The organism is Spirillospora albida, from assembly GCF_000718255.1.
Classification (GTDB): domain Bacteria; phylum Actinomycetota; class Actinomycetes; order Streptosporangiales; family Streptosporangiaceae; genus Spirillospora; species Spirillospora albida.
In genome coordinates this window covers 95,965-121,057 of record NZ_JOFJ01000008.1, presented here as the reverse complement: position 1 = coordinate 121,057, position 25,093 = coordinate 95,965, and the positions used below count along the sequence as shown (strand labels likewise).

Annotated in this window: 21 protein-coding genes; 14 read left to right on the top strand and 7 right to left on the bottom strand. The window is 71.7% G+C overall.

All coding sequences use genetic code 11. The features are described 5' to 3' along the window. Positions 1–75: 75 nt before the first annotated feature. Positions 76–960, top strand: coding sequence for a hypothetical protein (locus tag IE99_RS0113215; protein ID WP_030169050.1), 885 nt, complete (start codon positions 76–78; stop codon positions 958–960). A 36-nt stretch (positions 961–996) separates the two neighbouring features. Here IE99_RS0113215 and IE99_RS0113210 read toward each other — a convergent pair whose 3' ends face one another. From IE99_RS0113210 to IE99_RS0113200, 3 genes are all read right to left on the bottom strand, one after another. Next, positions 997–2,145, bottom strand: coding sequence for a hypothetical protein (locus IE99_RS0113210; protein WP_030169047.1), 1,149 nt, complete (start codon positions 2,143–2,145; stop codon positions 997–999). A gap of 41 nt (positions 2,146–2,186) precedes the next feature. Continuing rightward, a complete protein-coding gene (locus tag IE99_RS0113205) occupies positions 2,187–3,047 on the bottom strand; it encodes a hypothetical protein (RefSeq protein ID WP_030169044.1) in 861 nt (286 codons plus the stop codon). A 160-nt stretch (positions 3,048–3,207) separates the two neighbouring features. Further along, on the bottom strand, positions 3,208–5,646 hold the full coding sequence (locus IE99_RS0113200) for an ATP-binding SpoIIE family protein phosphatase (protein WP_157610259.1): 2,439 nt from the start codon (positions 5,644–5,646) through the stop codon (positions 3,208–3,210). A 277-nt stretch (positions 5,647–5,923) separates the two neighbouring features. On the opposite strand from IE99_RS0113200, the gene IE99_RS0113195 reads away from it, so the two are divergent. The 7 genes from IE99_RS0113195 (at position 5,924) to IE99_RS0113165 (ending at position 14,603) form a co-directional block, all read left to right on the top strand. Continuing rightward, on the top strand, positions 5,924–9,076 hold the full coding sequence (locus tag IE99_RS0113195) for a M14 family metallopeptidase (protein ID WP_030169038.1): 3,153 nt from the start codon (positions 5,924–5,926) through the stop codon (positions 9,074–9,076). Between the two features lie 417 nt (positions 9,077–9,493). Then, entirely contained in the window at positions 9,494–10,084 is a 591-nt protein-coding gene (locus IE99_RS0113190) for a sigma-70 family RNA polymerase sigma factor (protein ID WP_030169035.1), read from the top strand. 78 nt (positions 10,085–10,162) lie between these two features. Beyond that, on the top strand, positions 10,163–10,555 hold the full coding sequence (locus IE99_RS0113185; protein WP_030169032.1) for an SSI family serine proteinase inhibitor: 393 nt from the start codon (positions 10,163–10,165) through the stop codon (positions 10,553–10,555). A 116-nt stretch (positions 10,556–10,671) separates the two neighbouring features. After that, positions 10,672–11,094: a CBS domain-containing protein gene (locus IE99_RS0113180; RefSeq protein WP_030169029.1), complete on the top strand. Its 423-nt coding sequence runs from the start codon at positions 10,672–10,674 to the stop codon at positions 11,092–11,094. 52 nt (positions 11,095–11,146) lie between these two features. Beyond that, positions 11,147–11,929 (top strand): ANTAR domain-containing response regulator, encoded by a 783-nt coding sequence (locus IE99_RS0113175; protein ID WP_051712482.1) that lies wholly within the window; start codon positions 11,147–11,149, stop codon positions 11,927–11,929. A 162-nt stretch (positions 11,930–12,091) separates the two neighbouring features. Continuing rightward, positions 12,092–14,071 (top strand): SpoIIE family protein phosphatase, encoded by a 1,980-nt coding sequence (locus IE99_RS0113170; protein WP_030169015.1) that lies wholly within the window; start codon positions 12,092–12,094, stop codon positions 14,069–14,071. 28 nt (positions 14,072–14,099) lie between these two features. After that, a complete protein-coding gene (locus IE99_RS0113165; protein ID WP_030169012.1) occupies positions 14,100–14,603 on the top strand; it encodes a DUF6328 family protein in 504 nt (167 codons plus the stop codon). Positions 14,604–14,624: 21 nt separating this feature from the next. Here the strand turns inward: IE99_RS0113165 and proS are convergent, their stop codons facing one another. Continuing rightward, positions 14,625–16,073 (bottom strand): proline--tRNA ligase, encoded by a 1,449-nt coding sequence (gene proS / locus IE99_RS0113160; protein WP_245623183.1) that lies wholly within the window; start codon positions 16,071–16,073, stop codon positions 14,625–14,627. A gap of 76 nt (positions 16,074–16,149) precedes the next feature. Between proS and IE99_RS0113155 the strand changes: the two genes are divergently transcribed. Further along, positions 16,150–17,838 carry a proline--tRNA ligase gene (locus tag IE99_RS0113155; RefSeq protein WP_030169005.1) on the top strand — a complete coding sequence of 563 codons (1,689 nt, stop codon included), beginning with the start codon at positions 16,150–16,152 and terminating at the stop codon, positions 17,836–17,838. Between the two features lie 209 nt (positions 17,839–18,047). On the opposite strand, the gene IE99_RS0113145 is transcribed toward IE99_RS0113155, so the two are convergent. Beyond that, a complete protein-coding gene (locus tag IE99_RS0113145; RefSeq protein ID WP_030169001.1) occupies positions 18,048–18,287 on the bottom strand; it encodes a hypothetical protein in 240 nt (79 codons plus the stop codon). Between the two features lie 215 nt (positions 18,288–18,502). On the opposite strand from IE99_RS0113145, the gene IE99_RS0113135 reads away from it, so the two are divergent. The 5 genes from IE99_RS0113135 to IE99_RS30255 all read left to right on the top strand — a co-directional run bounded on the left by IE99_RS0113135 (position 18,503) and on the right by IE99_RS30255 (position 23,729). Next, entirely contained in the window at positions 18,503–18,745 is a 243-nt protein-coding gene (locus IE99_RS0113135) for a GntR family transcriptional regulator (protein WP_030168997.1), read from the top strand. A 215-nt stretch (positions 18,746–18,960) separates the two neighbouring features. Beyond that, entirely contained in the window at positions 18,961–19,824 is an 864-nt protein-coding gene (locus IE99_RS0113130; protein WP_030168995.1) for a DUF4429 domain-containing protein, read from the top strand. Between the two features lie 1,366 nt (positions 19,825–21,190). Then, positions 21,191–22,834, top strand: a complete 1,644-nt coding sequence (locus IE99_RS0113125) for an ABC-F family ATP-binding cassette domain-containing protein (RefSeq protein WP_030168992.1) — start codon at positions 21,191–21,193, stop codon at positions 22,832–22,834. An 86-nt stretch (positions 22,835–22,920) separates the two neighbouring features. Continuing rightward, positions 22,921–23,232, top strand: coding sequence for a hypothetical protein (locus tag IE99_RS0113120; RefSeq protein ID WP_030168989.1), 312 nt, complete (start codon positions 22,921–22,923; stop codon positions 23,230–23,232). A gap of 14 nt (positions 23,233–23,246) precedes the next feature. Beyond that, complete coding sequence (locus IE99_RS30255; protein ID WP_169744420.1) at positions 23,247–23,729, top strand: PIN domain-containing protein; 483 nt, start codon at positions 23,247–23,249, stop codon at positions 23,727–23,729. Between the two features lie 121 nt (positions 23,730–23,850). Here IE99_RS30255 and IE99_RS0113110 read toward each other — a convergent pair whose 3' ends face one another. Together IE99_RS0113110 and IE99_RS0113105 are read right to left on the bottom strand one after the other, a co-directional pair. Further along, the gene (locus tag IE99_RS0113110; RefSeq protein WP_030168982.1) at positions 23,851–24,426 is read right to left on the bottom strand and encodes a hypothetical protein; all 576 of its coding nucleotides are present in this window, start codon (positions 24,424–24,426) and stop codon (positions 23,851–23,853) included. Between the two features lie 96 nt (positions 24,427–24,522). Further along, a complete protein-coding gene (locus IE99_RS0113105) occupies positions 24,523–25,071 on the bottom strand; it encodes a GNAT family N-acetyltransferase (protein WP_030168980.1) in 549 nt (182 codons plus the stop codon). Positions 25,072–25,093 lie beyond the last annotated feature (22 nt).

Below are 25,093 nucleotides of genomic sequence, written 5' to 3'. Positions count from 1 at the left end.
CATCCGCCGCTCGCCCGGCCAAACGGGCGTCCCTGTGGTTAGGGTCGAGAGCGCAGCCCGCCCCCGAGGAGTCACATGTCGACCGTGATCCTGGTCTTGCTCTGCCTGGCGCTCGCCGGACGCGAGCTCTACATCGCGTCCGACAAACGGCTGCCGAGGGCGCTGGCGGAGCTGCGCGAGGTGCGCGCCCAGCTGGCGGAGCTCACCAGGCGGCAGGAGGACCTGCGCGCGGAGATCACCGCGGCCGGTGAGCCGGCCGGCATCCCGATCCCGCCGCCCCTGGCCGCGCCGCCCGAGGTCGTCGAGCGCCTCGACGCCGTCGAGGGACGGGTCGAGCGCCTGGAGCGGGAGTTCGGCGACCTCGCCGCCGAACTCGCCGGCCTCGACCTCGACCGCGACGCGCGGCACGCCCTGGCCCGCTCGCTGGACGCGGTTGAGCAGGACGTCGCCGAGCTGCACCGGGAGCTCCTCGACCGCCTCGACCGGACCGAGGGCGTCGTCACCGGCATGCTCCTCAGCGAGGAGGGCGAGGCGGAGCATCTCCTCGCGGACGCCTACGAGCGCTGCGCCGCCGAGTACGGCCTGCGCGTGCGCGTCCGCGACCGGCGCTCCGCCCGCGCGGCGAACGGCACGTACTGGGGAACGGTCTACTACCTGTCGGGCCGCCGCCCGGACGCGCTCGCCGAGGACGTCTTCTCCTATGTCCGCGGCCTGCACGACACGCACGACCCGTCCGCGCTGGGCGCGCTGCTCACCGAGCTGGCGCACCTGAACGGCGGCGGCATCGCCCGGTTCGGCGCGTTCACCGCCGTCCGCACCGCGAGCGGCCTGGTCTGCGGCGTCCTCGCGGACCCGGACGACTCCACGGTCCCGTCCGAGCCGTGGGAGCTGGCGAGCCACCTGCGCGAACTCCCCGACACCCTCCAGCACGACCTGACCTGGCTGCGCACCCAGCCCTGACCCGCGCCGCGCTCCGCCCCCGGACGGCGGCTCCTCTCAGGGCCGGATGAAGTGCGGGGTCGCCGCGTCGGTGCGGTCCACCGCGAAGGCCAGCAGACAGCGGGGTGTGCGGGTCGCGTCGAGCTGGAGGCAGAGGCCCAGGCGGAGGTCCGGGTCCACCAGGACGACCCTCCGCAGGGCCCGCAGCGCCCGGCGGGCGCGGGCGCGGGTGTCGGGGCGCAGCGGGTCGTGCAGGGTGTCGGTGACGACCCGTCCCGCGTAGCGCCACAGGGCGACGGAGTCCAGGACGCGTACTCCGGCGGACGTCAGGTTCGCGACGATGACCACGCCGCTGTCGTCCTCCTCCCCGGGCGGCGCGGCGGCGCCGTCGGTGGGGAGGTCGCGGGGGGCGCGGGGGCCGCCGACCGCGCGGTGGTAGCGGAGCGGGTCGAGGGTGTCGATCACGAACGCGCCCGCGTAGGGGCGGGAGGCGCGGGGCGGGCGGGTGCGGGCGGGGGGCCGCGCCGGCGAGCGGACGTGCAGGTGGGCGCTGAGGTCGACGACCATGCCGGACGCGTCGAGCCAGGCCGGCAGGCACAGCACCGCGGCGGCCCGCTGGTCGAGGGGCTCCATGGTGCGCCAGAGCTCGTCGGTGCGGCGGGCGAGGGTGGCGGCCATGCCGACGCCGGGGAAGGCGCCCTCCAGGACGGCGAGCGTCGCCCGCCATGTGGTGCTGCCGACGAACTCGGCGACGAAGGCGTCGGCGAGGGCTCGGCGGCGCTCCGGGTCGTCCATGGGGCCGGGCGCGGGGGGCGGCGGGTCCGCGGCGAGGCCGGCGGGCCAGCTCGGGGAGTCCTCGGCGGGTTCGCGGGCGCGCGGGACGGCGATGTCGGGCCTCGTCGCGGACGGCGGGGGGTCGGCGGACAGGCCCTTGCCCGGGAGGAACGGCTCGTCCGGGGCGGGGTCCGGCGGGGTCTCGCCGGGCTCCGGGGGCGTCCAGGGTTCCTGGAACTCGTCGGGACGCTCGTGCCGGCCGCCGGTGGACGCGGGCGGGACGTGCACCCAGTCCGATGAGGCCGCCGGGTCGGGGGCCTGGCCGCTGCCCGCCACGTGCACGTCGCCCGGGTGGGGCGCCTGCGGCGGGGGCTGCTCCCCGGGTTCCGGATCGTCGGGTTCAGGGTTCGGGTCACGCGGGCCGAATCTCACGTGACCGATCCTGCGCCCAGAACAAGATCATCGGCAAGCGGTCAGCCCGCGCTCGGCGCGCCGAAGAGGGCGGAGCAGAGCGCGTCGAGGTCGCCGTCCCCCTCCGCGAGGACGGCCCGGACCTCGCCGGGGACGAGTCGCAGCCGCACCGAGACCTCCCGTTCCGGATCCGCGTCGGCGGCCGCGCCCTGGGCCGCGGCGACATGGTGGGAGGCGACCGAGATGCGGTCGGGGACGTCCACGGTGACGGCTCCGGCGGAGAGCGCGTCCAGCCAGAGGTCGAGGAGGCGGCGCGCCAGGCCGTTCATGAGGAGGCCCCAGGGTTCGACCAGGTGCGGCGGGACGTTCTCGGTCTGGAGTTCGGGGAGCCCGAAGCGGGCGAGGCCCTTGGTGGTGAACCAGAATCCGCCCGGTGCGGACGTGTGGGGCAGCAGCATCCAGTCGGTGAGGCGGAACGTGCCGTCGGGGGCGGGCAGGGAGCGTTCGAGGTGCTCGCGCGTCAGGACCTGCGGGGTGAAGACGTCGATGACGGGGGCGGCCAGGGCCGCGCCGACGGCGCCCGCGACGGCGCGGGCCGCCCATTCGTGCGCGGGCGGGCGGCCCGGCCGGTAGGCCGCGCGGACGACGAGGACGTGGGTGGCGGCGTCGATCGCGGCGAGGTCGCCGGCCGTGGCGCGGTACACGGCGAGCAGGTCCGCGGGCAGCGGCGGGAACTCCGCCGCCGGACGCAGGTCCAGCGTGATCATCGGGCTGTCGAGCATGCCGAGCGCGAGGTCGCGGAGCGGCGGCGGGACGCGCCGGGCGACCTCGACCCGTGCGACCCCGCCGGGGTCCTCGACGGGACCGCCGGACGCCACCGCGTACGTCGCGTACAGCGTCTCCGGAACCGGCAGCGTCAGCATTCCGCCCCCCCGACAATTGCCACTATCCCGACAATAAGATCCGAAAAGGGGTGCGGCAGAAGCTGTCGCGAAAGGAACAGTTGGCTATCAGCCCGGCCGGGTCAGGCCCGGCGGCCGGGCTCCGGGCGGCACGGGACCCGGCCGATCCGCGCCCGGCCGGTCAGGGCAGGGCGTATTCGAACCAGACCACTTTGCCGTGGTCGGCGCCGTGGGAGCCCCACCGTTCGGCGATGGCGCTGACCAGGTGCAGGCCGCGGCCGGACTCGTCGGTGGCGCCGGCGTGGCACAGCTGCGGGAGCTCCTGGCCGTCGTCGTAGACCTGGCACAGGAGCGTGTCGGTCTTGATGAGGCGCAGCCTGATCACACCGGCGCCGTGCACGAGGGCGTTGGTGACGAGCTCGCTGACGAGCAACTGGACGGCGTCGGTGGCGATGCCGAGCCCCCAGTCGGTGAGCTGGGCCGCGACCTGGGCCCGCACCCGGGGCACCGCGCTCGGGGTGGGGGTGAGGTCCCAGCGGGCGATGTCGTCCTTCGGGATGCCGTCGATGCCGACCGCGACGATCGCGATGTCGTCGGCGGGGACGTCGTTGGCGAGCGCGGCGAGCAGCCCGTCGCAGGTGTCGTCGAGGTCGTGGGACGCGCCGGCGAGCTGCGCGCGCATCGCCTCGAGCCCCGCCTCCACGTCGCGGTCGCGGCGTTCGAGGAGCCCGTCGGTGCACAGGAAGAGCTGCGAGCCGTCCTCGACGTCGATCCGCACCGTCTCGAACGGCTCGCCGCCGACGCCGATCGGCAGCCCCGCCGGCACCGGCAGCACCGTGCTCTCGCCGAGCGGGGAGACGAGGACGGGCGGGACGTGCCCGGCGTTCGCGATCGTGCACGTCTTGCCGACCGCGTCGTACACCGCGTACATGCAGGTAGCGAGGTTGTCCTCGCCGAGCCGCCGGGTCAGGATGTCGAGCCGGCGGAGCAGCTCCTCGGGCGGGAGGTCCTGCGTGGCGAGGGTCCGGACGGCGGTCCGCATCTGCCCCATGATCGCGGCCGAGGTGATGCCGTGCCCCATGACGTCGCCGACGACGATGCCGACCCGGTGGCCGGGCAGCACGAGGGCGTCGAACCAGTCGCCGCCGACCTGGGCGGCCTGCCCGGCGGGGCGGTACCGGTAGCAGATGCGCGCGCCCGGGACGTGCGGCGGATCATCGGGCAGCAGCCGGTGCTGGAGTTCCTGCGCGACCTGGACCTCGCGCCGGTAGAGCCGCCCGTTGTCGATGCAGAGGGCGGCGCGGCGGGCGAGCTCGTCCACCATGGCGAGCTCGAGGTCGTCGAACGGGGGCCGGTCGTGCTTGCGGAGCAGCTTGAAGGTGCCGAGCACGTTGCCCCGCGCGATCAGGGGCTGGATGAGCAGCGCCCGGTCGGTCAGCAGGGGCCGGACGTCGTGGTCGCCGAACGAGGCCGCGATCTCCGCGCCGTCCTCGGGACCGACCCGCGGGATGTGGACGGCCCGGCCCGACTTCATGGCCCGGACGAACGGAGTGCTCTCGGGCAGCCGCAGCGTCTCGTCCTCCGGGACGGCGTCCGTCCAGCCGCCGGGGTCGTCGTTGTGGACGACCGCGACCCGGCGCATCAGCGTCAGCCCGTCGAACTCCCCCCGCGGTGGCTCGAGGTCGGTCACGACGCTCTCCAGCAGCTCGACCGCGGCGAAGTCGGCGATCCGCGGGACCAGCACCTCGGCGAGGGTGCGGGCCGCCTGCAGGTGGTCGAGCGAGCTTCCGATCTGTTCTCCGGCCTCACCGAGGAACTCCAGTGGCTCCCACACGGCCATCGTCTCCAATCCCTGTCCAGGGCGCGGATTCGGCACGAGCGGCGGGCGGACCGCACCGGGGCGGCGGCGGGCGCGCAGCGTCTTCGGAACGCCGCCCACGTACGGCACGACGGGGAGCCTGACGGTCGTCGTGAGGGTGATGGCCGGGCAGCCGAGCTCGAGCACCCGGTCGGTGATCGCCGTGGCGGCGGGGCCGTCGACCGGCAGCAGGTCGGCGAGGTGCCGGGCGATCGGCGCGGACTCGTCCGGCGCGACCCCGGTCATCGTGGGCTCGACCCGCAGCACCCGCATCGCCCCGCCGCGTCCGGCCGCGACGCCCGGCACCGCGACGGTCACGCCGTCGATGAGCAGGCCGGCGCCGTCCGCGCGGAGCAGCCGCAGGTCGACGGCCAGCGCGACGATGCCGGTGCCGTCCTCGCCGGGGGGCGGGGAGTCGAGGGGGTAGATCCACCAGCCGACCTCGGCGTGCTCGCCGGTGTCGGTGCGGGGCAGCGTGCAGGAGCCGCACCAGACGTGCCGGAACGTCTTCGGCTCGAGTGCGTCGCGGTTCTCCCGGGGGAGTTTCAGGAACGCGGCGGGCGGCCTGCCCAGGGCCTCGGCCTCGCGGACCCCGAACAGCTCGGCGGCGGCCTGGTTCCAGTGCCGGACGCGGCCGGCCCCGTCGAGCATCATCGCCGCCAGCCGCACGGTGCCGAGGATGCGCCGCTCCAGGACCCACGGCGCGTTCGCGTCGCCCGGCGCGGCGGCCCCGGCGCGCGGCTGATGCTCTCTGGCGATCACGTGACCCCCCTGGGCGACGTCGGGGCGCGGCGGCGGCGCGACCACGCCACGTACCCGCGGTGAAGGTGACGCTACCTCCTGTAAGGGACTCGCGGGGGCCTATGCCGAAGTTGGTCTGCCCGGAATGGCGTCAACAGAGGAACACGCCGGACTTGCCAGTTGGAAGCCCCACAAATTGACCGAATGCGGCAATCAGCACTGATGCCACATTGACACCCACCTTCCCTCAACGGACGATCGCCCCGCCCCCGTTGTGATCGACGCCAGGGAGGGCGCGATGACGCGCACGAGATTCCGGCACAGGCGCAGAAGATTCACCACATTGCTCGCCGTCGTGGCGCTCCTGATCGGGACGTTCACGGCCGTCCCGGCGGACGCCGCCCCCAAGCCGGCCGCGTCCGGCGCCGCCGTCGAGGCGTACACCGGTGAGCTGACCGGCGACCAGGTGAAGACGCTGAACGAATCGGGACTCGATCGCGAGGACGTCCAGTTCGGCAAGGGGAAGAACGGCCTCTTCCGCGTCGAGGCCGTGATGAGCGGGACGCAGGCCGCGGCGCTCGCGAAGCAGGGCGTCCGGCTCGCGGTCAAGAAGGTGGACGGCAAGGACGCCCGCGCCCGCGCGAAGGCGGCGGCCAACGGCGTCTTCCGCCCCTACAGCGGCGCCGGGAACATCCGCGAGGAGATCGTGAAGCTCGCGGCCGACAACCCCGGCATCGCGACGGCCGTGGACATCGGCACGTCCGTCCAGGGCAAGCCGATCACGGCGATCCGGGTCAGCAAGGGCGCGAAGACCCTCAAGGACGGCAAGCGGCCCGCGGTCGTGTACCAGGCCACCCAGCACGCCCGCGAGTGGATCACGCCCGAGATGGTGCGCCGGCTCCTGCACCACTACGTCGGGAACTACGGGAAGAACGCCGACATCACCAAGGTCGTCGACACCACCGACCTGTGGTTCATCCCGGTCGTCAACGTGGACGGCTACGACCTGACGTTCCAGGACGGGTTCCGGCTGTGGCGCAAGAACGCGCGCGACAACAACGGCGACGGCCAGATCACCGGCGGGGACGGCGTCGACCTGAACCGCAACTTCCCCTACAAGTGGGGCTATGACAACGAGGGCTCCTCCCCCAACCCGGCGAGCGAGACCTACCGGGGGACCGGGCCCGCGTCCGAGCCCGAGACCCGAGCGCAGATCGCCCTGTACGACCGGCTGCGCCCGAATTTCCTGGTGAACTGGCACTCGGCGGCGGAGCTGCTGCTGCACGGCGTCGGCTGGCAGAGCCTCACCCGCAGCCCGGACGACGTGATCCACGACGCGGCCCTCGGCGACATCGACAAGCCCGCCGTCCCCGGCTACACGCCGCAGCTCGGCGCGCAGCTCTACACCACCAACGGCGAGACCGACGGGCAGGCCGACAACCGGCACGGCGCCCTGTCGATCACCCCGGAGATGGCGACCTGCGTGACCGCCGCCAACACGTTCCCCGACGACCCGTACACGCCGGAGAACTGCGGCAGCGTCTTCGAGTTCCCGGACGACGAGCGGCTGATCCAGCACGAGTTCGAGAAGAACCTGCCGTTCGCGGTGGCCACCGGCAAGTCGGCCCACAAGCCGGACGAGCCGGTGTCCGTCGTCGGCCGCACCACCGCCGACTTCGTCCCGGACGGCTTCACGACGTCCTTCGGCGGCTCGCAGGAGGCCGCGGCGGTGATCCGCCGGTCGCTCGGCGCCAAGACGCTGAACTACCGCATCAACGGCGGAAAGGCGCGGCGGGCGGGCGTCCGCGAATGGCGGGGCGGTGAGCGGTTCGGCGGCGAGGGCGACCATTACTACGCCGAATACCGCGGAAGGGTCCACGGCCAGAAGCCCGGCGACAGGGTCGAGGTCTGGTTCACGGGGTACAAGGGGCGCACCCGCGTCGAGTCGAGCCGCTTCACCTACACGGTCCGCGACAGGGGCCGCGCCGACGTCCTCGTCATCGCGGACGAGGACTACACCGGGGTCAACCCGACGTATCCGGCCGGGACGAACGCGCCCCGGTACAGCGGGCGGTACGCGGACCTCGTGCGGGGGGCCGGGCACCGGCCGCTCGTCTGGGACATCGACAAGGACGGCGTCCCGCACGACCTCGGCGTCCTGAAGCACTTCCGCGGCGTCGTCTGGTACCTCGGAGACAACCGCCTCACGCAGGACGCGGCGGACGACCCCGTCCGCACCTACCTCGGCGACGTCCCCGACTCGCAGGTCGCCGACCGCGCCAAGGAACTCGTCCTCAACGTCCGCTCCTACCTCAACGAGGGCGGGAAGCTGCTGCACACCGGGGAGACGACCGGCTACAACGGCCCGCTCAACCGGCTCAACGGCGGCGGCATCTACTACGGTCTCAAGGGCCATACGGACCGGCCGTGCGTCGTGAGCGGCAACTTCCGGGACGACTGCGAACTGCTGTCGGACGACTTCTTCCAGTACTACCTGGGCGCCTTCGACCGGCAGCGGGTGGGCGCGCCCACCGCGTTCACCGGCACGGCGAGCCCGTTCGGCGGCCTCGACGCGGGGCTGGGCGGCACGCCGTCCAACCCGGTGAACGAGGCCGGCGGATTCCAGGTGACCTCGACCGTCCTTCCGGCCGGCGACTTCCCGCAGTTCCGCAGCTGGAAGCTGGGCGACTACCTGGGCGCCGCCGCGGCGACGGAGCCGATCGAGGGCCGGTACTACGTCGCGGGCGCGCACGACGACAGCCTGTACCGGCGGCTGACCCGGACCATCGACCTGACGAACGTCACGGCCGCGCAGGCCCCGGCGCTCCAGGCGATGCTCTCCTACAGCACGGAGACGGGCTTCGACAACGTGATCCTGGAGGCCCGCACGGCGGACGGCGACGACTGGACGACGCTGCCCGACAAGAACGGGCGGACGCGCACCACCGTCCCGATCGAGTGCGAGGCGGGCTACTACCTCGACATGCACCCGTTCCTCACGCACTACCTCACGGGAGGGAACCCCTGCCAGAACAGGGGATCGTCCGGCTCGTGGAACGCCTTCACGGGCAACTCCAACGGCTGGGTGCCGGCGGCCTTCGACCTGTCCGCCTACGCGGGCAAGCGGGTCGAGGTGTCGTTCGCGTACGTCAGCGACCCGTTCACCGGAGGCGCCGGGCTGTTCATCGACGACACGAAGGTCACGACGTCCGGCGGCACGCTGGACGCCGAGGGCTTCGAGTCCGGCCTCGGGCCGTGGGCCGCCCAGGGCGCCCCCGCCGGGAGCCCCGGCAACTCGTCCGAGTTCGCCCGGTCGCCGGCCCTGATCGACTCCGTGTCGTCGGTCGGGACCCGGGACTCGATCCTGTTCGGCTTCGGCATCGAGCAGGCGAAGACCCCGGCCGAGCAGAGGGCCCTCATGGCGCGGGCCCTGCGGGCGCTGCTGCGCTGAGCAGCCCCCGTCCCGCGCGGACCCCGGTCGCCCACGGCGGCCGGGGTCCGTCCGTCTCCCCCGGCCATCCGGTGTGATAGACGCCACGCAACCCTTTACTCCTTACCGGGCGTCCTATATACCGGAAGCCCACCGCGAAGAGCGCCCGTCATGCCCGCGACGTCCCGTTTCCATCGGGGTCGCCCTGGCACCGCCGACCCGCGCGAGAGATCCCCGGCCGCGCGCCGGGGCCCGATCCACTGATCCGAACCGGCCGGAACCCAGACCGGCCGGGATGATCACGAACCCGTCGGGAACGGTGGTCGTACCGACGAAGGGGGCGGCCCGTCCGCCCGGTCCGCGCGTACCCCCCGAGACCTCCCGGGACGCGCGCCAGGAAGGCCCCGCAAGGGTCATGAACCACGGGGGAGCGATTCGATGACCGCCACCGTCCAGTACACCGACCAGCCCGAGTCCACCGACCGCACCGGCCGCTACGAGCGCGACGTCCTCCCTCTCGCCGACCCCCTCTACGCGAGCGCCGTGCGGATGACCCGCAACAGCGCCGACGCCGAGGACCTCGTCCAGGAGACCCTGACCAAGGCGTACGTGAACTTCCACCAGTTCCAGGAGGGCACGAACCTCAAGGCGTGGCTGCACCGGATCCTGACCAACAACTTCATCAGCGGCTACCGCAAGCGGCAGCGCGAGCCCCAGCGCGCCGGGCACGAGGAGCTGGAGGAGTGGCACCTCTCGCACCAGGAGGCGCGGTCCGCCGGGTTCCGGTCCGCCGAGGCCGAGGCCCTCGACCGCATCCCGGACGCGGAGATCGTCGCGGCGCTGCGGGCGCTGCCCCGGGAGTTCCGGGACGCGGTGTACCTCGCGGACGTCGAGGGCTACGCCTACAAGGAGATCGCGGAGCTGATGGGCACCCCGATCGGCACCGTGATGTCGCGCCTGCACCGCGGCCGCAAGCAGCTCCGGGAGGCGCTCGCCGGGCACCGGCGCACGCACACCCTGGCCGCCTGATCCCGCCGAAACGCCACACGGAATGCATCGCTCTGACTACTCTTGGTGACTCTTGTTGATCACTGGAGGTGTCCGGCGATGCGTTTCCTCGCCACCATTGCCGCTGTTCTCGCGACCTGCCTGATCGTCCCGATCGCGGCGCACTCCGCCCAGGCCGCCCATACGCGACATGATCGGATGCGGCTCACCCTGACCTATCCGGAAAGTGACACGTCCGCTCCCCGGACGATCACGCTGTTCTGCGATCCGCCGCACGGCCCGCACCCCCGCGCGGCCAGCGCCTGCGCCGATCTCGAGCGCGGGCAGGGCCTGATCGACCACGAGCCGGACGACCGGATGTGCGCCGCCGTCTACACTCCCGTCGTCGCCCGTGCGCACGGGCAATGGCACGGGCGACAGATCCGGTTCCGGGGCGAGTACGGGAATTCGTGCGTCCTGCACTCCCGTACCGGCGCGATCTTCGATTTCTGACCGCCGGCCGGGAAAAGCGCGCGATCGGCCGTCCGGCGAATAGGGCGGGCGCGCTGGGGTAGGGCGCGGCACACAAGCTCACGCCAACCGCGGGCCTATCGGGAGGATGTGCGCGCATGCCACGCAGAGTCAGCGATGTGATGACCGCGGCCCCCCAGGCGCTGCCGCTCGACGCGACCCTCTACGAGGCCGCGCGGATCATGCGGGACGAGGCGATCGGGAACGTGCTGGTCACCTACGGCGGCCGCCTCTGCGGCATGCTCACCGACCGCGACATCGTGGTCCGCGCGGTCGCCGACAGCCGCGCCACCGACCTGACCTCGCTGGGCGATGTGTGCACCGCCGACCTCGTCACCCTCCGCCCCGACGACGACACCGACACGGCGGCCCGCCTGATGAGCGAGCAGGCCGTCCGGCGGCTCCCCGTCGTGGACGCGATGCACCGCCCGGTGGGGATCGTCTCCCTGGGCGACCTCGCGGTGGCGGAGGGCGACTCCGCGCCGCTGCCGGAGATCAGCAAAGCCCCACCGAACAACTGAGGCCGCCATGAACGGGTTCGCAGGCGGGACCGCGCCGGATAACGTCGGAGGCGTGGCTTTCACCGAAGCGGTTCTGACCGATCAGCTCGCCGTGGAGATCGCCCGGCTCGGCACGGTCGGCGAATCGTCCGACGTGGGGACCCTGCACCGGGTCTCGGAGCTGGCGACCCGTGCGGTGCCCGGCTGCGCCGGGGCCGCGGCCGTGCGGTGGGCGCTGCCCCAGGCGTCCGTGGCCGAGCCGGCCGAGGCGGAGCCCGCCGGGGACGGGGACGGGCCCGCCGAGCCCGCCCGGCCGGACCCCCTCGCGGCCGCCGCCAGCCATCCCGACCTCGCCGAGGTCATCGATCGGCAGCTGTCCCGGGGACGCGGCCCGATCTTCGATGTGGCCTTCGACCGGCGCTCGGTGAGCTGCGACGACATCCTCGCCGAGACCCGCTGGCCCGCCGCGGTGTCGGACATGCTGCGGCGCGGCGTCCGGTGCTTCACGACGTCCCCGCACCTGAACCAGGGGGTGCTGGTCACGCTGACCCTGTACGGGGTGACGCCGAAGGCGCTCGGCAAGGGCCAGCACGCGCTGGCGGCGCTGCTGATGGCGCAGGGCAGCGCGGCCGTGTCCAACACCCAGCAGTACGACGACGTCCACCGGACCGCCGTACAATTGCAGGCGGCGGTCGAGGCGCGCGCCGTCGTCGACCAGGCGAAGGGCATCCTGATGCACGCGCTCGGCTGCGATGCGGACGCGGCGTTCGCCGAGATGCGGCGGATCTCGCAGACGCGGCACGTGAAGCTCACCGCACTGGCCCAGCGCATCGTCGGGGGCGCCGACGTCTTTTAGGACGCGCCCCGGAGCGGTGCTCCGGGGGACGTCTTCACGGCGCAGCTAGGCCCCGTACGGCGAACGGCATAGGCTGCGCACAACGATCGCATGATCGCCGAGCGGCCCGAGCAGAGCACGAACCGATCTGGTTTCACCGTGCCCGCGGAGAGAGGGAGCCAGATGCACGACCAGCCGGACCAGCTGGAACCCGAGACCCTGCTGCGGGAGATCTCCGATCTGGAAGGACGCGTCGGGGAACTCCGCCAGGCCGCGGGCATGCCCGAACCCGACCTGCGCGCCACCCTCGACGCCGCCCTCGTCGAACTGGAGCTCGCCGTCACGGCGCTGCGGACGATCGGGACGGAGCCGGACACCGAGTCCGCGGGGTCGGCGGCGGCGGAGAACGAGCGCCGGGTGCTGCGCACCGTGTTCCAGGACGCGCCCGTCCCGCTGTTCCTGCTGGACCGCAACGGCAGCGTCCGGCGGGTGAACCGGCACGCCGCGGGGATGCTCGGCACCTCGTCCGGTTACGTGTCCGGCAAGCAGTTCACCGCGTTCTGCGATCTCGCCACCCGGGCCGCCGTCCGGTCGCAGCTGGCGGCGGTCGTCCGGACGGGCCGGCGGCGGCGCGTCCGGGTGCGGTTCCTCGGCCGCGAACGGCCGGTGGACGCCGTGGTGACGCTCGCGCGGGTCTGGATCCGCGGCGAGCCCGACCCGATGGTCGTCGCGGCGGCGGGCTCGACCGGCACGCCCGCCGAGGAACCGCCCGGCCGCGAGGAGGGCCCCGCCCAGCCGGCCGGCGCCGCGCTGAAGGAGGTGCCGCGCCCGGCGCGGGCGCCCCAGGCGGGGCAGGGCGACGACGAGGCCGTCGCGACGATCGTCCACCGGATGGACGTCCTCGCCACCGCCAGCGAACTCCTGCTGGACGAGCCCGTCTTCAACGAGACGGTGGCGGTGCGGCGGTGCGCCCGGCTGCTCGCGGCGGAGCTCGCCGACTGGGCGTTCATCGACCTGACCGGCCCGAACGGCGGCACCACGGCCGCCGGGACCGTCCCGGAGCTGCGCCGCCAGGTGGTGATGGGCCCCGCGGACGAATACTCCCGCGAGGCCATCGGGATGCTGGAGGATTTGCACCCCGTGCCCGGCACGCTGCCGCACACGGTGTTCACGACCCGGCAGAGCGCCCTGCGCCCCCATGTGGAGGAGCTCGACCTGCTCGGCCTCTGCCCGGACGGCCATTCCGTCTGCGCCAAGATCGGCGTCACGTCCGTGCTGTCCGTGCCCGTCGAGGACGGCGACCGCTGCATCGGAACGATCACGCTCGCGGCCAGCGGCGAGTACGGCCAGTTCGACCTGATGGACCTCGGCGTCGTCCAGCGGCTCGGCCGCTACCTGGGGCTCGTGATCCGCGCGGCGCGGCTGTACCGGCGCCGCGCCGAGGTCGCCGACACCCTCCAGGCGGGGCTGCTGCCGAAGACACTGCCGGCCATCCCGGGCGTGTCGGTCGCGGCGCGGTACATGACGGCGACGCACGGGTCCGAGGTCGGCGGCGACTTCTACGACGTGTTCCGGACGCGGGACGGCTGGGGCCTCGTCCTCGGCGACGTCTGCGGCAAGGGCGAGGACGCCGCGGCGGTCACCGCGACGGCCCGGCACTGCGTGCGGCTGGCGTCCCGCTGGGAGAGCGGCCCCGGCGACGTCCTCCGCGTCGTGAACGAGGCGCTTCTGGACGAGGACCGGTTCGTCACGGCGGTGCTGGCCGGGCTGGACATCCGGGCCGACGGGATCGCGGTGCAGCTCGCGACCGCGGGGCACCCCCCGGCGATCGTGGTCCGCGCCGACGGGGTGATCCGGTCGGCGTCGCGGGGCGGCGTCCCGCTCGGCCTGTTCGAGGACTTCGAGGCCGGCGTCGACGCGATCGAGCTGCACCCCGGCGACACGCTGTTCCTGTACTCCGACGGCCTGCTGGAGGCCTGCGACCTGCAGCGGCAGGAGTTCGGGCAGGAGCGGGTGCTGGAGACCCTGGCGGAGTACGCCGGCGCGCCGCCGGAGGAGATGCTCGCCGGGGTCGAGCGCACCCTGCTGGCCTTCTGCGACAGCGATCTGCGCGACGATGTATCGATCTTGGCGTTGCGAGTGGAGATCCCAACCCTGGCGTGACCTGCGATTTGCGGGGTAATGGGCGTACATGACCGTTCCCCCGGAGAACAAGCCGCGCAACGAGACCGAACACGAGCGCCTCGACCGGCAGCTGATGGAGCTGCTGCAGGGCTTCCGCGTGGCCGTCACCGGCGTCCAGGTACTGTTCGCGTTCCTGCTCACCGTCCCGTTCTCGGTCGGGTTCGACGAGGTCGACTCCACCGGCCGGGCGCTGTTCTACATCGCGCTGTTCGGGGCGGCGCTCGCGTCCATCTGCTTCATCGCCCCGGTGTTCCAGCACCGGATCCTGTTCCAGCTCGGGCAGAAGGCGCTGCTGATCCGGCGCGCCAACCGGTACGGGATCGTCGGCGGCTTGGCGCTCGCGGCGTCCATCACCGCCTCCACCACCCTGATCATCGACACGCTCGCCCCGGACGCGGCGGCGGTCGCCACGGCACTGATCGTCCTCGCGCTGTGCTCGTGGGTGTGGTTCCTCCAGCCCTACCTGATCCGCAAGCGGGAGAACGACCGCGCGGAGGACGACCCGTCCTGACCGCGCGGCCGCTCCCGCGGCTCAGTAGGCCTTGCCGAAGATGACGCGCTTGCCGTACGCCGACGGCTCCCCGCACCGGACGCAGACGCCCGTCTCCTCCGGCGCGTCCGCCGCGATCACGCGCGGGGTCGCGGCGGTCTCGGCCTTGATGTCGTCCTCGCACGCGGTGCGGCCGCAGTGGAACGCGCGCGCCCAGCCGCCGCCGACCTGGGCGCCGAACGCGTCCCAGCCGTCGACCTCGGCGGTGTGCTCCTCGCGGAACGTCTCCGCCCGCGCCAGCAGGAACGACTGGAAGTCGGCGAGCATCCCCGGCAGCAGCTCCGGCACCTTGTCGAGCGGGATCTGCTCCTTACCCTGCCCCTCCACCGTCGGCAGGCGCCGGACGACGGTCGCGACACCGCCCTCGATGTCGCGCTTGCCCAGCTCGATCCGGACCGGGACGCCGCGCATCTCCCACTCGTTGAACTTGAAGCCCGGCGACAGCTGCGGACGGTTGTCGTCCACGTGCACCCGTATGCCCATCGACTTGATCGCCGCGCCCAGCCGGCGGGCCTCGGCGGCGGCCTGCTCGCCCTGCTCCTTGCGCCCGATCGGGACGATCACGACCTGGTAGGGGGCGAGCCGCGGCGGCAGCACGAGCCCCTTGTCGTCGCCGTGCGTCATGATCACGCCGCCGATCATGCGGGTGCTCATGCCCCAGGACGTGGTGTGGGCCAGCGTCAGCTTGCCCGCCTCGTCCTGGTACTGGATCTCGAACGCCTTGGCGAAGTTCGTCCCGAGGTAGTGGGACGTGCCGGCCTGCAGCGCCCGGCCGTCGCGCATCATGCCCTCGATCGTGTACGTGCGGACCGCGCCCGCGAACCGCTCGCCCGGCGTCTTCTCCCCCGGCACGACCGGCATCGCGGCCAGCTCGCGCGCGACGCCCGCGTACGCGTCCAGCGCCCACATCGTCTCGCGCATCGCGTCGTCCTCGTCGATGTGCGCGGTGTGGCCCTCCTGCCAGAGGAACTCCGTCGTCCGCAGGAACATGCGCGGGCGCATCTCCCAGCGCACCACGTTCGCCCACTGGTTCAGCAGCAGCGGCAGGTCGCGGTGCGAGTCGATCCACTTGGCCATGTACTCGCCGATGACCGTCTCGGACGTCGGCCGCACGACCAGCGGCTCCTCCAGCTGCTTGCCGCCCGCGTGGGTGACGACCGCGAGCTCCGGCGAGAACCCCTCGACGTGCTCGGCCTCGCGCTTGAGGTAGGACTCCGGGATGAACATCGGGAAGCACGCGTTGTCGTGCCCCGCGTCCTTGATCCGCCGGTCCAGGTCGGCCTGGAGCAGCTCCCACACCCGGTACCCGTACGGCCGGATGACCATCGTGCCGCGCACCGGCCCCCGGTCGACCAGCTGCGCCTGGACGACGAGCTCGTTGTACCAGGCGGAGAAATCCTCGCTCTGCGGTGTCACACCTTCTCGACTCACGGAAAATAGGGTACTGACTGGCGGCGCGCCCCACGCACGCAATATCCGTTCGGCGCTCCGCTGTTAGCCTCGCCGGATGCGCTGGTCCCAGATGTTCGCGCCGACCCTGCGGGACGATCCCGCCGAGGCCGACGCCGCGAGCCACCGCCTCCTGCTGCGCGCCGGGTACATCCGGCAGCTCACCGCCGGGCACTACTCGCTGCTCCCGCTGGCGGTCCGCGTCCGGACCAAGGTGATCGGGATCATCCGGGACGAGATGGAGCGCATCGGCGCCCAGGAGATGCTGCTGCCCGCCCTGCATCCGGCCGAGCCGTGGAAGCGCTCCGGCCGCTGGGACCTCATGGGCGCCGAGATGTTCCGGCTCACGGACCGGCGCGGCGCCGACCACGCCCTCGGCATGACCCACGAGGAGATCTTCGCGACCGTCGCCCGCGAACTCGGCTCCTACAAGCGCCTGCCGCAGCAGTGGTACCAGTTCCAGACGAAGTTCCGGGACGAGCCGCGGCCCAAGAGCGGCCTCATGCGGACACGCGAGTTCACCATGAAGGACGCCTACAGCTTCGACCTCGACCAGGCGGGGCTCGACACGTCCTTCGAGGCGTACCGGGACGCGTACACGCGGATCTTCGCGCGGCTCGGCCTCCCGGTGGTCGCGGTCGACGCGTCCAGCGGCACGATGGGCGGCTCCGGCTCGACGGAGTTCATGTGCCCGGCGGAGGTCGGCGAAGACCTGATCGTCCGGTGCGGTTGCGGGTACGCGGCGAACATCGAGCGCGCGACGTCGTCCCTGCCTGCTGTCACGGACGGCTCGGGGCTGCCCGCACCGGAACGCTTCGACACACCTGGCGTCCGGACCATCGAGGACCTCCTGGCTTACGACGCTCCTGCGGAACGGCAGGTCAAGACGCTCGTCTACGTCCTGGACGGCCGGCTCACCCTCGTCCTGCTGCGCGGCGACCACGCGCTGAACGAGCAGAAGCTCGCCGACACGACAGGGGCGTCGGAGCTGCGCGCGGCGCGTCCGGACGAGATCCAGGAGGCTCTGGGTGCGCTCCCCGGCAGCCTAGGCGCGGTAGGCGTCACCGCGCACCCGGTCATCGCGGACGAGGCCCTCCACGGCCGCCGCGCCATGTTCACCGGCGCCAACACCGACGACGTCCACCTGCGCGGCGTCGACGTCGACCGGGACATCACCGTCGGCACCTGGGCCGACCTGCGTGAAGTGAAGGCGGGCGAGCCCTGCCCCCGCTGCGGCGAGCCGCTGAGCGTCGAGCCCGCGATCGAAGTCGGCCACATCTTCAAGCTCGGCGACCGCTACGCCCGCGCCCTCGGCGTCGAGGTCCTCGACCCGGACGGCAAGCGCGTGCCCGTCATCATGGGCAGCTACGGCATCGGCGTGGAGCGCGCCATTGCCGCGATCGTGGAAGTCCACCACGACGACAAGGGCATCGTCTGGCCCGTGGCCGTCGCCCCGTTCCAGGTAGTCGTAGTGAGCGCCCAGCCTGACGACCCGGACGTGGGCAAGGCCGCCGAGGACATCTACACGTCCCTCCGAAACGCGGGCATCGAAACGGTCATCGACGACCGAGCCGAACGCGCCGGCGTGAAGTTCCGCGACGCCGAACTCACCGGCATCCCCTTCCGCATCACGATCGGCCGCCGTGGCCTGGCCGAAGGCACCGTGGAGCTGACATCACGCGCCACGGGCGAGACCCAGAAGCTCACACCGGACGAGGCACTCCTCCACATCCGCGCCCTTCTCTGATCAGCAGCCGAGCGCGCAACGCCATCAACGCGTCGCACGACTTCTCCCGACATACACGCCGTCCGCCCGCGTGGACATGCCGGACGTCCCGGGGCCATTTCACCAGGTCATGCGATGTCGGCCGACGTACCGGGGTCGCCGCCCCACTGTGAAGACCGCCGCGCCGCCCATCACCACCCCGACCGCCGCCGCGGCCATCATGAGCGCGGTCACAGCGCCACCCCCGGCCTGCCGTGGAGCATCGCCTTGACGGCGGTCAAGGTGTCCGCGATGTGTTCCGCCTCCGCGAGGGGATGTCCCCACGTGGTGAAGAACCACGTCTGGCCACCGTCGTCCTGACGCGCCCCCACGGTCAGCACCACACACGGGTGCAGACTGCAGCACCCGGCCGCCTCCGGGTTCTCCACGTGGAGCCCGTCGGGCGACATCCACGCCCGCAACCCGTGCACACGCAGAACGGTTCCCAGCGCTTCCAGTCGCACCCTGGCATCAGGGCTCATAGGTCGTTCGCCTCCCAGCGACGGTCCGTCGCCCGCCGGCCGGTCACCATCCGGCGGGTCATCGTCATGCTGAGCACAGCGTTCCATACCGTTCTAGTCTGTGCTAGTCCGGTCGAGCCGTATCTAGCGTTCTAGCACGTCCGAGACCGTTCTAGGTTGGAGACATGCCGATCGACCTGGACGGCCCGACCCCGCTGTATCTCCAGATCGCGGACGATCTACAGCGGCGCATCGCCGCAGGCGAAATCGGACGGCGTCTACCCGGTGTCCGCGTCATCGCCGAGACCTACGGCGTGGCCCACGCCACCGCTAACAGGTCCGTGCAGGAACTGGTCGCACGCGGGGCCGTCATCACCGTCCCCGGCCGCGGCACCTTCGTCGCCCCTCCACCCACCGCAGACGCCTGACGAACACTTCGCGCCGCGACGCCGCCCGACACGGTCGCGGCACCTTCGTCATCGCACCCGACGAGGACCGGGCGGACGACTGACCGGCACGAGTCCGGCCAACAGGCTGAGCACACGGTTCACGGTCGGCGGCCTCACGGTGGACTGGTCCTTCGGCTCGTTCACTCTGATCGCCTTTAGGGTGGACCTACCGAAACAGGGCGATCGGGAAGGTCATGGCAGAGGTCATCGGAAGTGACGGCACCTGGACGTTCGACGGCGACCTATTACGGATCGTCCCAGGGACCGGACGGGACGTGCACCGGTTGCGGCGGCTGCTCGGCGAGCTGGCCGTGCCGCTGGAGGCCATTGCCGGGATCGCGTACCAGCCCGGCCGCAAGGGCGGCGTCCTCCAGGTCAAGTTGCGGGAGAACGCCGACCCCGTGCTCCAGGCCGCGGCGGGAGCGCTGAACGACTCGTCCGACCCGTACCGATTGAACGTGGCGAAAGACCGTTCCTCGCTGGCCGAGTACATGGTGGACGAGGTGCGGAACCACCTCCAGATCGAACAGGTCGACACGGCGCCGGTAAGTCGATATCTGCTGCCCGGCCCGAGCGTGCCGATCCGGGCGTCGGGTGGCGACGGTTCCGTCACCTTCGATGGCGAGTCGATCCGCTTCGAATGGAACTGGATGGCCGACTCCGCCAAACAGAAGGCGGGTCCGCGTCGGCTCGCCCTCGCGGATGTGGCACACGTGGAACTGCACCCGGCGGTCGGCCTGGACGAGGGCCATCTGCGGTTCCGGCCGAAGGGCCAGGACGAGCCGCCGGAACCCAAACACGACCCGTACTGCCTGACGCTGTGGGGTTTCAAAAAGGAGAGCGCCGCCGCCATCGCCCTGGCCGCCGCCGTCGTCGCGCGCCTGCCCCACCCCGCCGAGCCGGCCGAGGTCCCGGCCATCACCGCGCCTGAGTCTCCGGAGACCGACCACGACGTCCTCCTGCGGCGCCTCCGCGAACTGGGCGACCTCCACAAGCAGGGCATCCTCACCGACGACGAGTTCGCCACCGCGAAACAGGCCCTCCTCCGCCGGTTCTGAGCCCGGGGCCACAAGTGATTTGAGTGTGGTCTTCTGCAGTGTCCCGTTCTGCCAGCTCAGGACGCTCCTCCAGAAGCGCCGTCCTCAGGTCCGGCTACGCGACTGGATGAGACGGGTGGAAGGGCCGTTTACGGTGAATCGGTGCTGACGATCCAGGGTGTGTTCGGCGATGCACCGTTCGCCGAGACGGGTGACGCCCAGGTGGTCGCAGTCGACGAACGGCTCGGGATCACGGTCGTGGGCGGGTTCGCGGGGCGGCTGGGAGAGCCCAGCGGCCCATACCCAAGGGCACCTCTGCACCGTCACTCGCACCAACTGGATGGCGCCGGAGGCGCTGCGCCTGAAGGAGACCGCGACCCCGGCTGCGCCGTTCTCGCCCACGCCGGCCGGTCGTCCGCCCGAGGAGGTCCTCGGCGACCTGTCGGGCGGACGACGGGAGCCGCGGCGCCAGGTCTGGGCCGTGGCGCCGTTGCCGGACGGCCGGATCCTGACGGCATCCGAGGGGATCGCCCTGGAGTGCTGGGAGCCATCGGGGCGGCGCGCGTTCACCGTGCCGGACGCGGCGGGCGGTCGGCAGATCCAGGTGACGCCCGACGGTGGTTCGGCGTGGGTCGTACTGAACTCCGAGACCCGCCGCATCGACGACCGCTGGAAGCGCAGCCCCGGATCGGCCGTCCGGTTCTCCCTCACCGACGGCGCCCGCACGGCCGGCCTCGCACCGGGCTTTTCCGTCACGCTCACCGCCCGGGCGGACGGCTGGCTGGCGCTGCGCAACGTCGATCACACCTCGACCGTCCAGGAAACACTGCTGGTCTCACCCGAAGGCCAGGAGACCGGGCGGGTACGGCTGGGCAAGTTCGACCTGTTCAACCACCCGTTCGCCGTCCGCCACAGCCCTGAACTGTTCTTCCTGCGGGGCGGAAGGCGCTGGGACGATGAGGGCAAGCGGATCGCCCGGCTCGATCCGCTGACGCGCACCGCCACCGACCTGTTCCCGCTGGAATGGGACACCGCCCGCGACGGCCACCTGTTCGGCGGCCCCGCCGCCTATGTCCGCGACGCCGCGGGCGAAGCGCTCATCCATGACGGAGCGGTACACAACGGTCAGGGCCTGCTGCCGGGCAACGCCTTCGTTGTCCGCCGCGCCCTGCCCGGCGGTTCCACTGTCGCTCGCCGCACCGTCCCCCAGCCGCCTCGTCCTCGGAACGACAGACGGCCGCATCCTCGACTGCGCGGTGCCCTGAAACGTCTTGCTGAGACGCGGCTCTCCACCAGAACCTATCCGTCCAGGTCAGAAATCGATTTGACGGTGCGTCGCGTGCGCACGGAGACTCGACGCCGGGATCCAGGCGGAGGGAGCGAATCGGTGGGACACGTCGAGGTCGGGCATGTGGTGCACACATTGCCCGACGGCCGGGTACTGCTCGACGACGTCTCGTTCCGCGTCGGGGAGGGTGTCACGGCCGCGCTCGTCGGCCCGAACGGGGCCGGGAAGACGACGCTCCTTCGCCTGGTCTCCGGTGACCTGACGCCCCAGGAGGGGACGGTCGCGCACAGCGGCGGGCTGGGCGTGATGCGGCAGTTCATCGGCAATGTGCGGGACGAGTCGTCCGTCCACGACCTGCTGCTGTCGATCGCGCCGCTCCGCGTCCGGGAGGCCGCCGCGGCACTCGAGGCGGCCGAGCTGGCGATGATGGAACGCGAGGACGAGCCGACCCAGCTCCGCTACGCGAACGCCCTCGCGGGCTGGGGCGACGCCGGGGGCTACGAGATCGAGGTGCTCTGGGACGCGTGCTGCATCGCGGCCCTGGGCGTCCCGCACGACTCCTGCCGCTGGCGCGAGGTGAAGACGCTCTCGGGCGGCGAGCAGAAACGGCTCGTCCTGGAAGCCCTCCTTCGCTGCCCCGACGAGGTCCTCCTCCTGGACGAGCCGGACAACTACCTGGACGTCCCCGGCAAGCAGTGGCTGGAGGAACGCCTCCGCGAAACACCGAAAACCGTGCTGCTGGTCTCCCATGACCGCGAACTCCTCGACCGCGCCGCCGACCGCATCGTGACCGTCGAGGCCGGCAAGGTGTGGGTCCACGGCGACCGTTTCGCGACGTACGCCGCCGCCCGCCGCGACCGCAACGAGCGCCTCGAAGAGCTGCGCCGCCGCTGGGACGAGGAACACGCGAAGCTGAAACAACTCGTCAACACCCTGAAGAACAAGGCGGCGTTCAACGACGGCCTCGCGTCCCGCTATCAGGCTGCCCAGACCCGCCTCCGCAAATTCGAGGAAGCGGGCCCGCCGGAGGTGCCCCCGCGCGACCAGTCCATCACCATGCGGCTGCGCGGCGACCGCACCGGCAAACGCGCCGTCATCTGCGAGGACCTCGAACTCACCGGCCTCATGAAGCCGTTCAGCAACGAGATCTGGTACGGCGAGCGCGTCGCCGTCGTCGGCTCGAACGGCTCCGGGAAATCACATTTCCTGCGCCTTCTGGCGTCCGTCGCAGAAGAACTCCCCCGAGGCGCGACGCCGACCGCACCCGTCGCCCACACCGGCGTCGCCCGCCTCGGCGCCCGCGTCGTCCCGGGCCTTTTCGCCCAGACCCACGCCCGCCCCGACCTCGCCGGGCGCACCCCCTGCGAGATCGTCATGACGGAACACGCCCGCCTCCGCGGCGACGCGATGTCCGCCCTGGCCCGCTACGAACTCACCGTCTGCGCCGAGCAGCCCTTCGACACCCTTTCCGGAGGCCAGCAGGCCCGCCTGCAGATCCTCCTCCTCGAACTGGGCGGCGCCACCCTCCTGCTTCTGGACGAGCCGACCGACAACCTCGACCTTGCCAGCGCCGAAGCCCTGCAGGAAGGCTTGGAGTCCTACAAGGGAACCGTCGTCACGGTCACCCACGACCGCTGGTTCGCCCGCTCCTTCGACCGCTTCCTGCTCTTCCGCTCCGACGGCATGATCCGAGAATCCCCAGAACCCGTCTGGGACGAGACCCGGGTAACCCGCCCCCGTTAACCCTCACGCCCGAACTCAACGCCGCGCTGAGCCGCATTGCGCATGCAACTTCTTGCATGTAGAGAGCAACAAAGTACACTGGCGCCATGGCTGCAGAGACCCGGAAACGCAGAACGAACGCATCGCGTGATCACGGCAAGCCCCAGTCACAGACTCTGGGATTCGCCGTACAGGCCGAGGAGCGACCACTGCTGGACGAGCTCGTCGACTACTTCGGGCACGGCAACAGGTCGGCGTACCTCCGGGCCACGTACCGCGTCATGAAATCGATCATGCTCGCCGAACAGATGCGAGAGTTGCAGGCGTACGGTCAGCAGCGCACCGCTGAACTCGGGATCGAGCCGGCCGATGTGCCCGACCGCATCCGGGAGTTCCTCAAGAGCAAGGGCGACGGCTGACCATGCCCACGCCCGTGGTGTACGACATCAACGTGCTGGTCACGGCCGCCGTCTACGGCAACAGCCCCTTCCGGTCCTGGCCCTCGCCTCCGCCCACCTCCGGCAATGCCTCAGCGGACTGCCTGGGCGTCGCCAACGACGCGACAGAGTTCTCACTGTGGGTCTCTCCTCACATCCTTCGCAACATCGAGCGAATCCTCGTGGAGCTGTTCAAGTGGGAGGCGGCCATGGCCGACGCCTACCTGAATGCCTTGCTCGCGATCGTCGACCACAGCGAAGGCCAGGCGGTCGATCCCCCGCGCACAGTGCATGACTGTCCCGACCATGAGGACGATTTGATCCTCGATCTGGCAGCCGAGGTGGGTGCGTTGCTGATCGTGAGCAACGACGCCGATTTGATCTCCATGTCGCCGTGGCGCGGCACTCCGATCGTCACCCCGGACGTCTTCCGGCAGAAGGTCGACGGAATGCGCCGTCACGCCCGCCGTCGACGCTGAAGGCAATGGCCGCATCCGGCGATCGACCGGTGAACGAACCCCGAGTGACCAGCGAGGGTCGGTACTCTCAGCCGCTTCGGACGCGTGGACGGGACCCGGACTCCGCGAGGGCGGTTCAGAATCAGCCGAGGTTGGGGGGCGACTCCAGTGCGGTCAGTTCGATGCCGGGGGCGTCCAGGACCACGTCCCCGGCGAGATGGACCTCCTCCACCTCGCCGGTCGCCAGGTCGGTCACGTCGTAGCGGGTAACGGGGAGCGGTGTTGTGTCCGTTTCGTGGACGGATGTCTCGGCATGCCGCCACCGCCAGTCGCCCGTCAGCGGCGCCAGGGACGCCCCGCCCAGCCGGACGAGCCGGACGTCACGCGCCTCCCCCGGCTCCAGCTCAAGGGACCGCGCGACCGCCACGAGGAAACCCGGCGACTCCACCAGGAAACCCATGGCGGGCGCCGAATGCTCGGTGCCCGCGTCCCCGCTCCCCCGGACCCACACAACCTCACGTCCGGCCAGTCCACCGCGTACCCACCACTCCGGCGCGACGACCTCGACCCGGATCTGCCGCCACCGCGCGTCCACCACAAGGTCCACCCGGACGCCATCGGCGCGCTCCCCGACATACCGCCACCCACTCGGCCCCGGCGCACACTGGAACCGCTCCTCGACCCCCGCATCCAGGTGCAGGTAGCTCCCCTTCGGCACCCCCGGAAGGTACCGCAGCCGTCGCTGTGACCGACTGGCGAGTACCCGCAGGAGGCACTCCGGCTCGTGTGCACGCACTGAGAGAGATCCGATCGCTCACACATGGGGCAGGGACGGGTCGGGCGTCCACGGGTTCGGGGCGGTGATGGCCCAGCGTTCGTGGTCACGCCAGGCGCCGTTGATGTAGAGGTAGGCGGGCGAAAGCCCCTCGTAGCGGAAGCCCAGGCGCTCGATGAAAGCCAGCGATGCGCTGTTTCCCGGCTGGATGTCGGCCTCCAGTCGGTGCAGCCGGAGATCGGTGAACGCGTACCTCAGCGCGGCGGTGAGCCCTTCGGTCATGTATCCCTGCCGCGCGGACGAGGCGAACGCGGCATAGCCGAGGGAGGCGCCCTGGTAGCGGCCACGGATGATCGAATTGATGGCGACCATTCCGGCGGCGGCGCCCGTCTCCCGGATCCGGATCAGGAAGCCCAGGTTGGTTCCGTCATCGAAGCGGCGCATCCAGGCTTGGAATTCCTGCGCGGCGCCGGGCAACTGCGTCCATGGTCCGTGCAGCTCGGCGCTTTCCTGGACGAGCGAGCAGAACTCGTCCTCGTCGGCGACGGTGAGCGGACACAGCTGCACACGCGACGGCAAGGCGGACATGGATCAACGTTAGAGCGCTCGC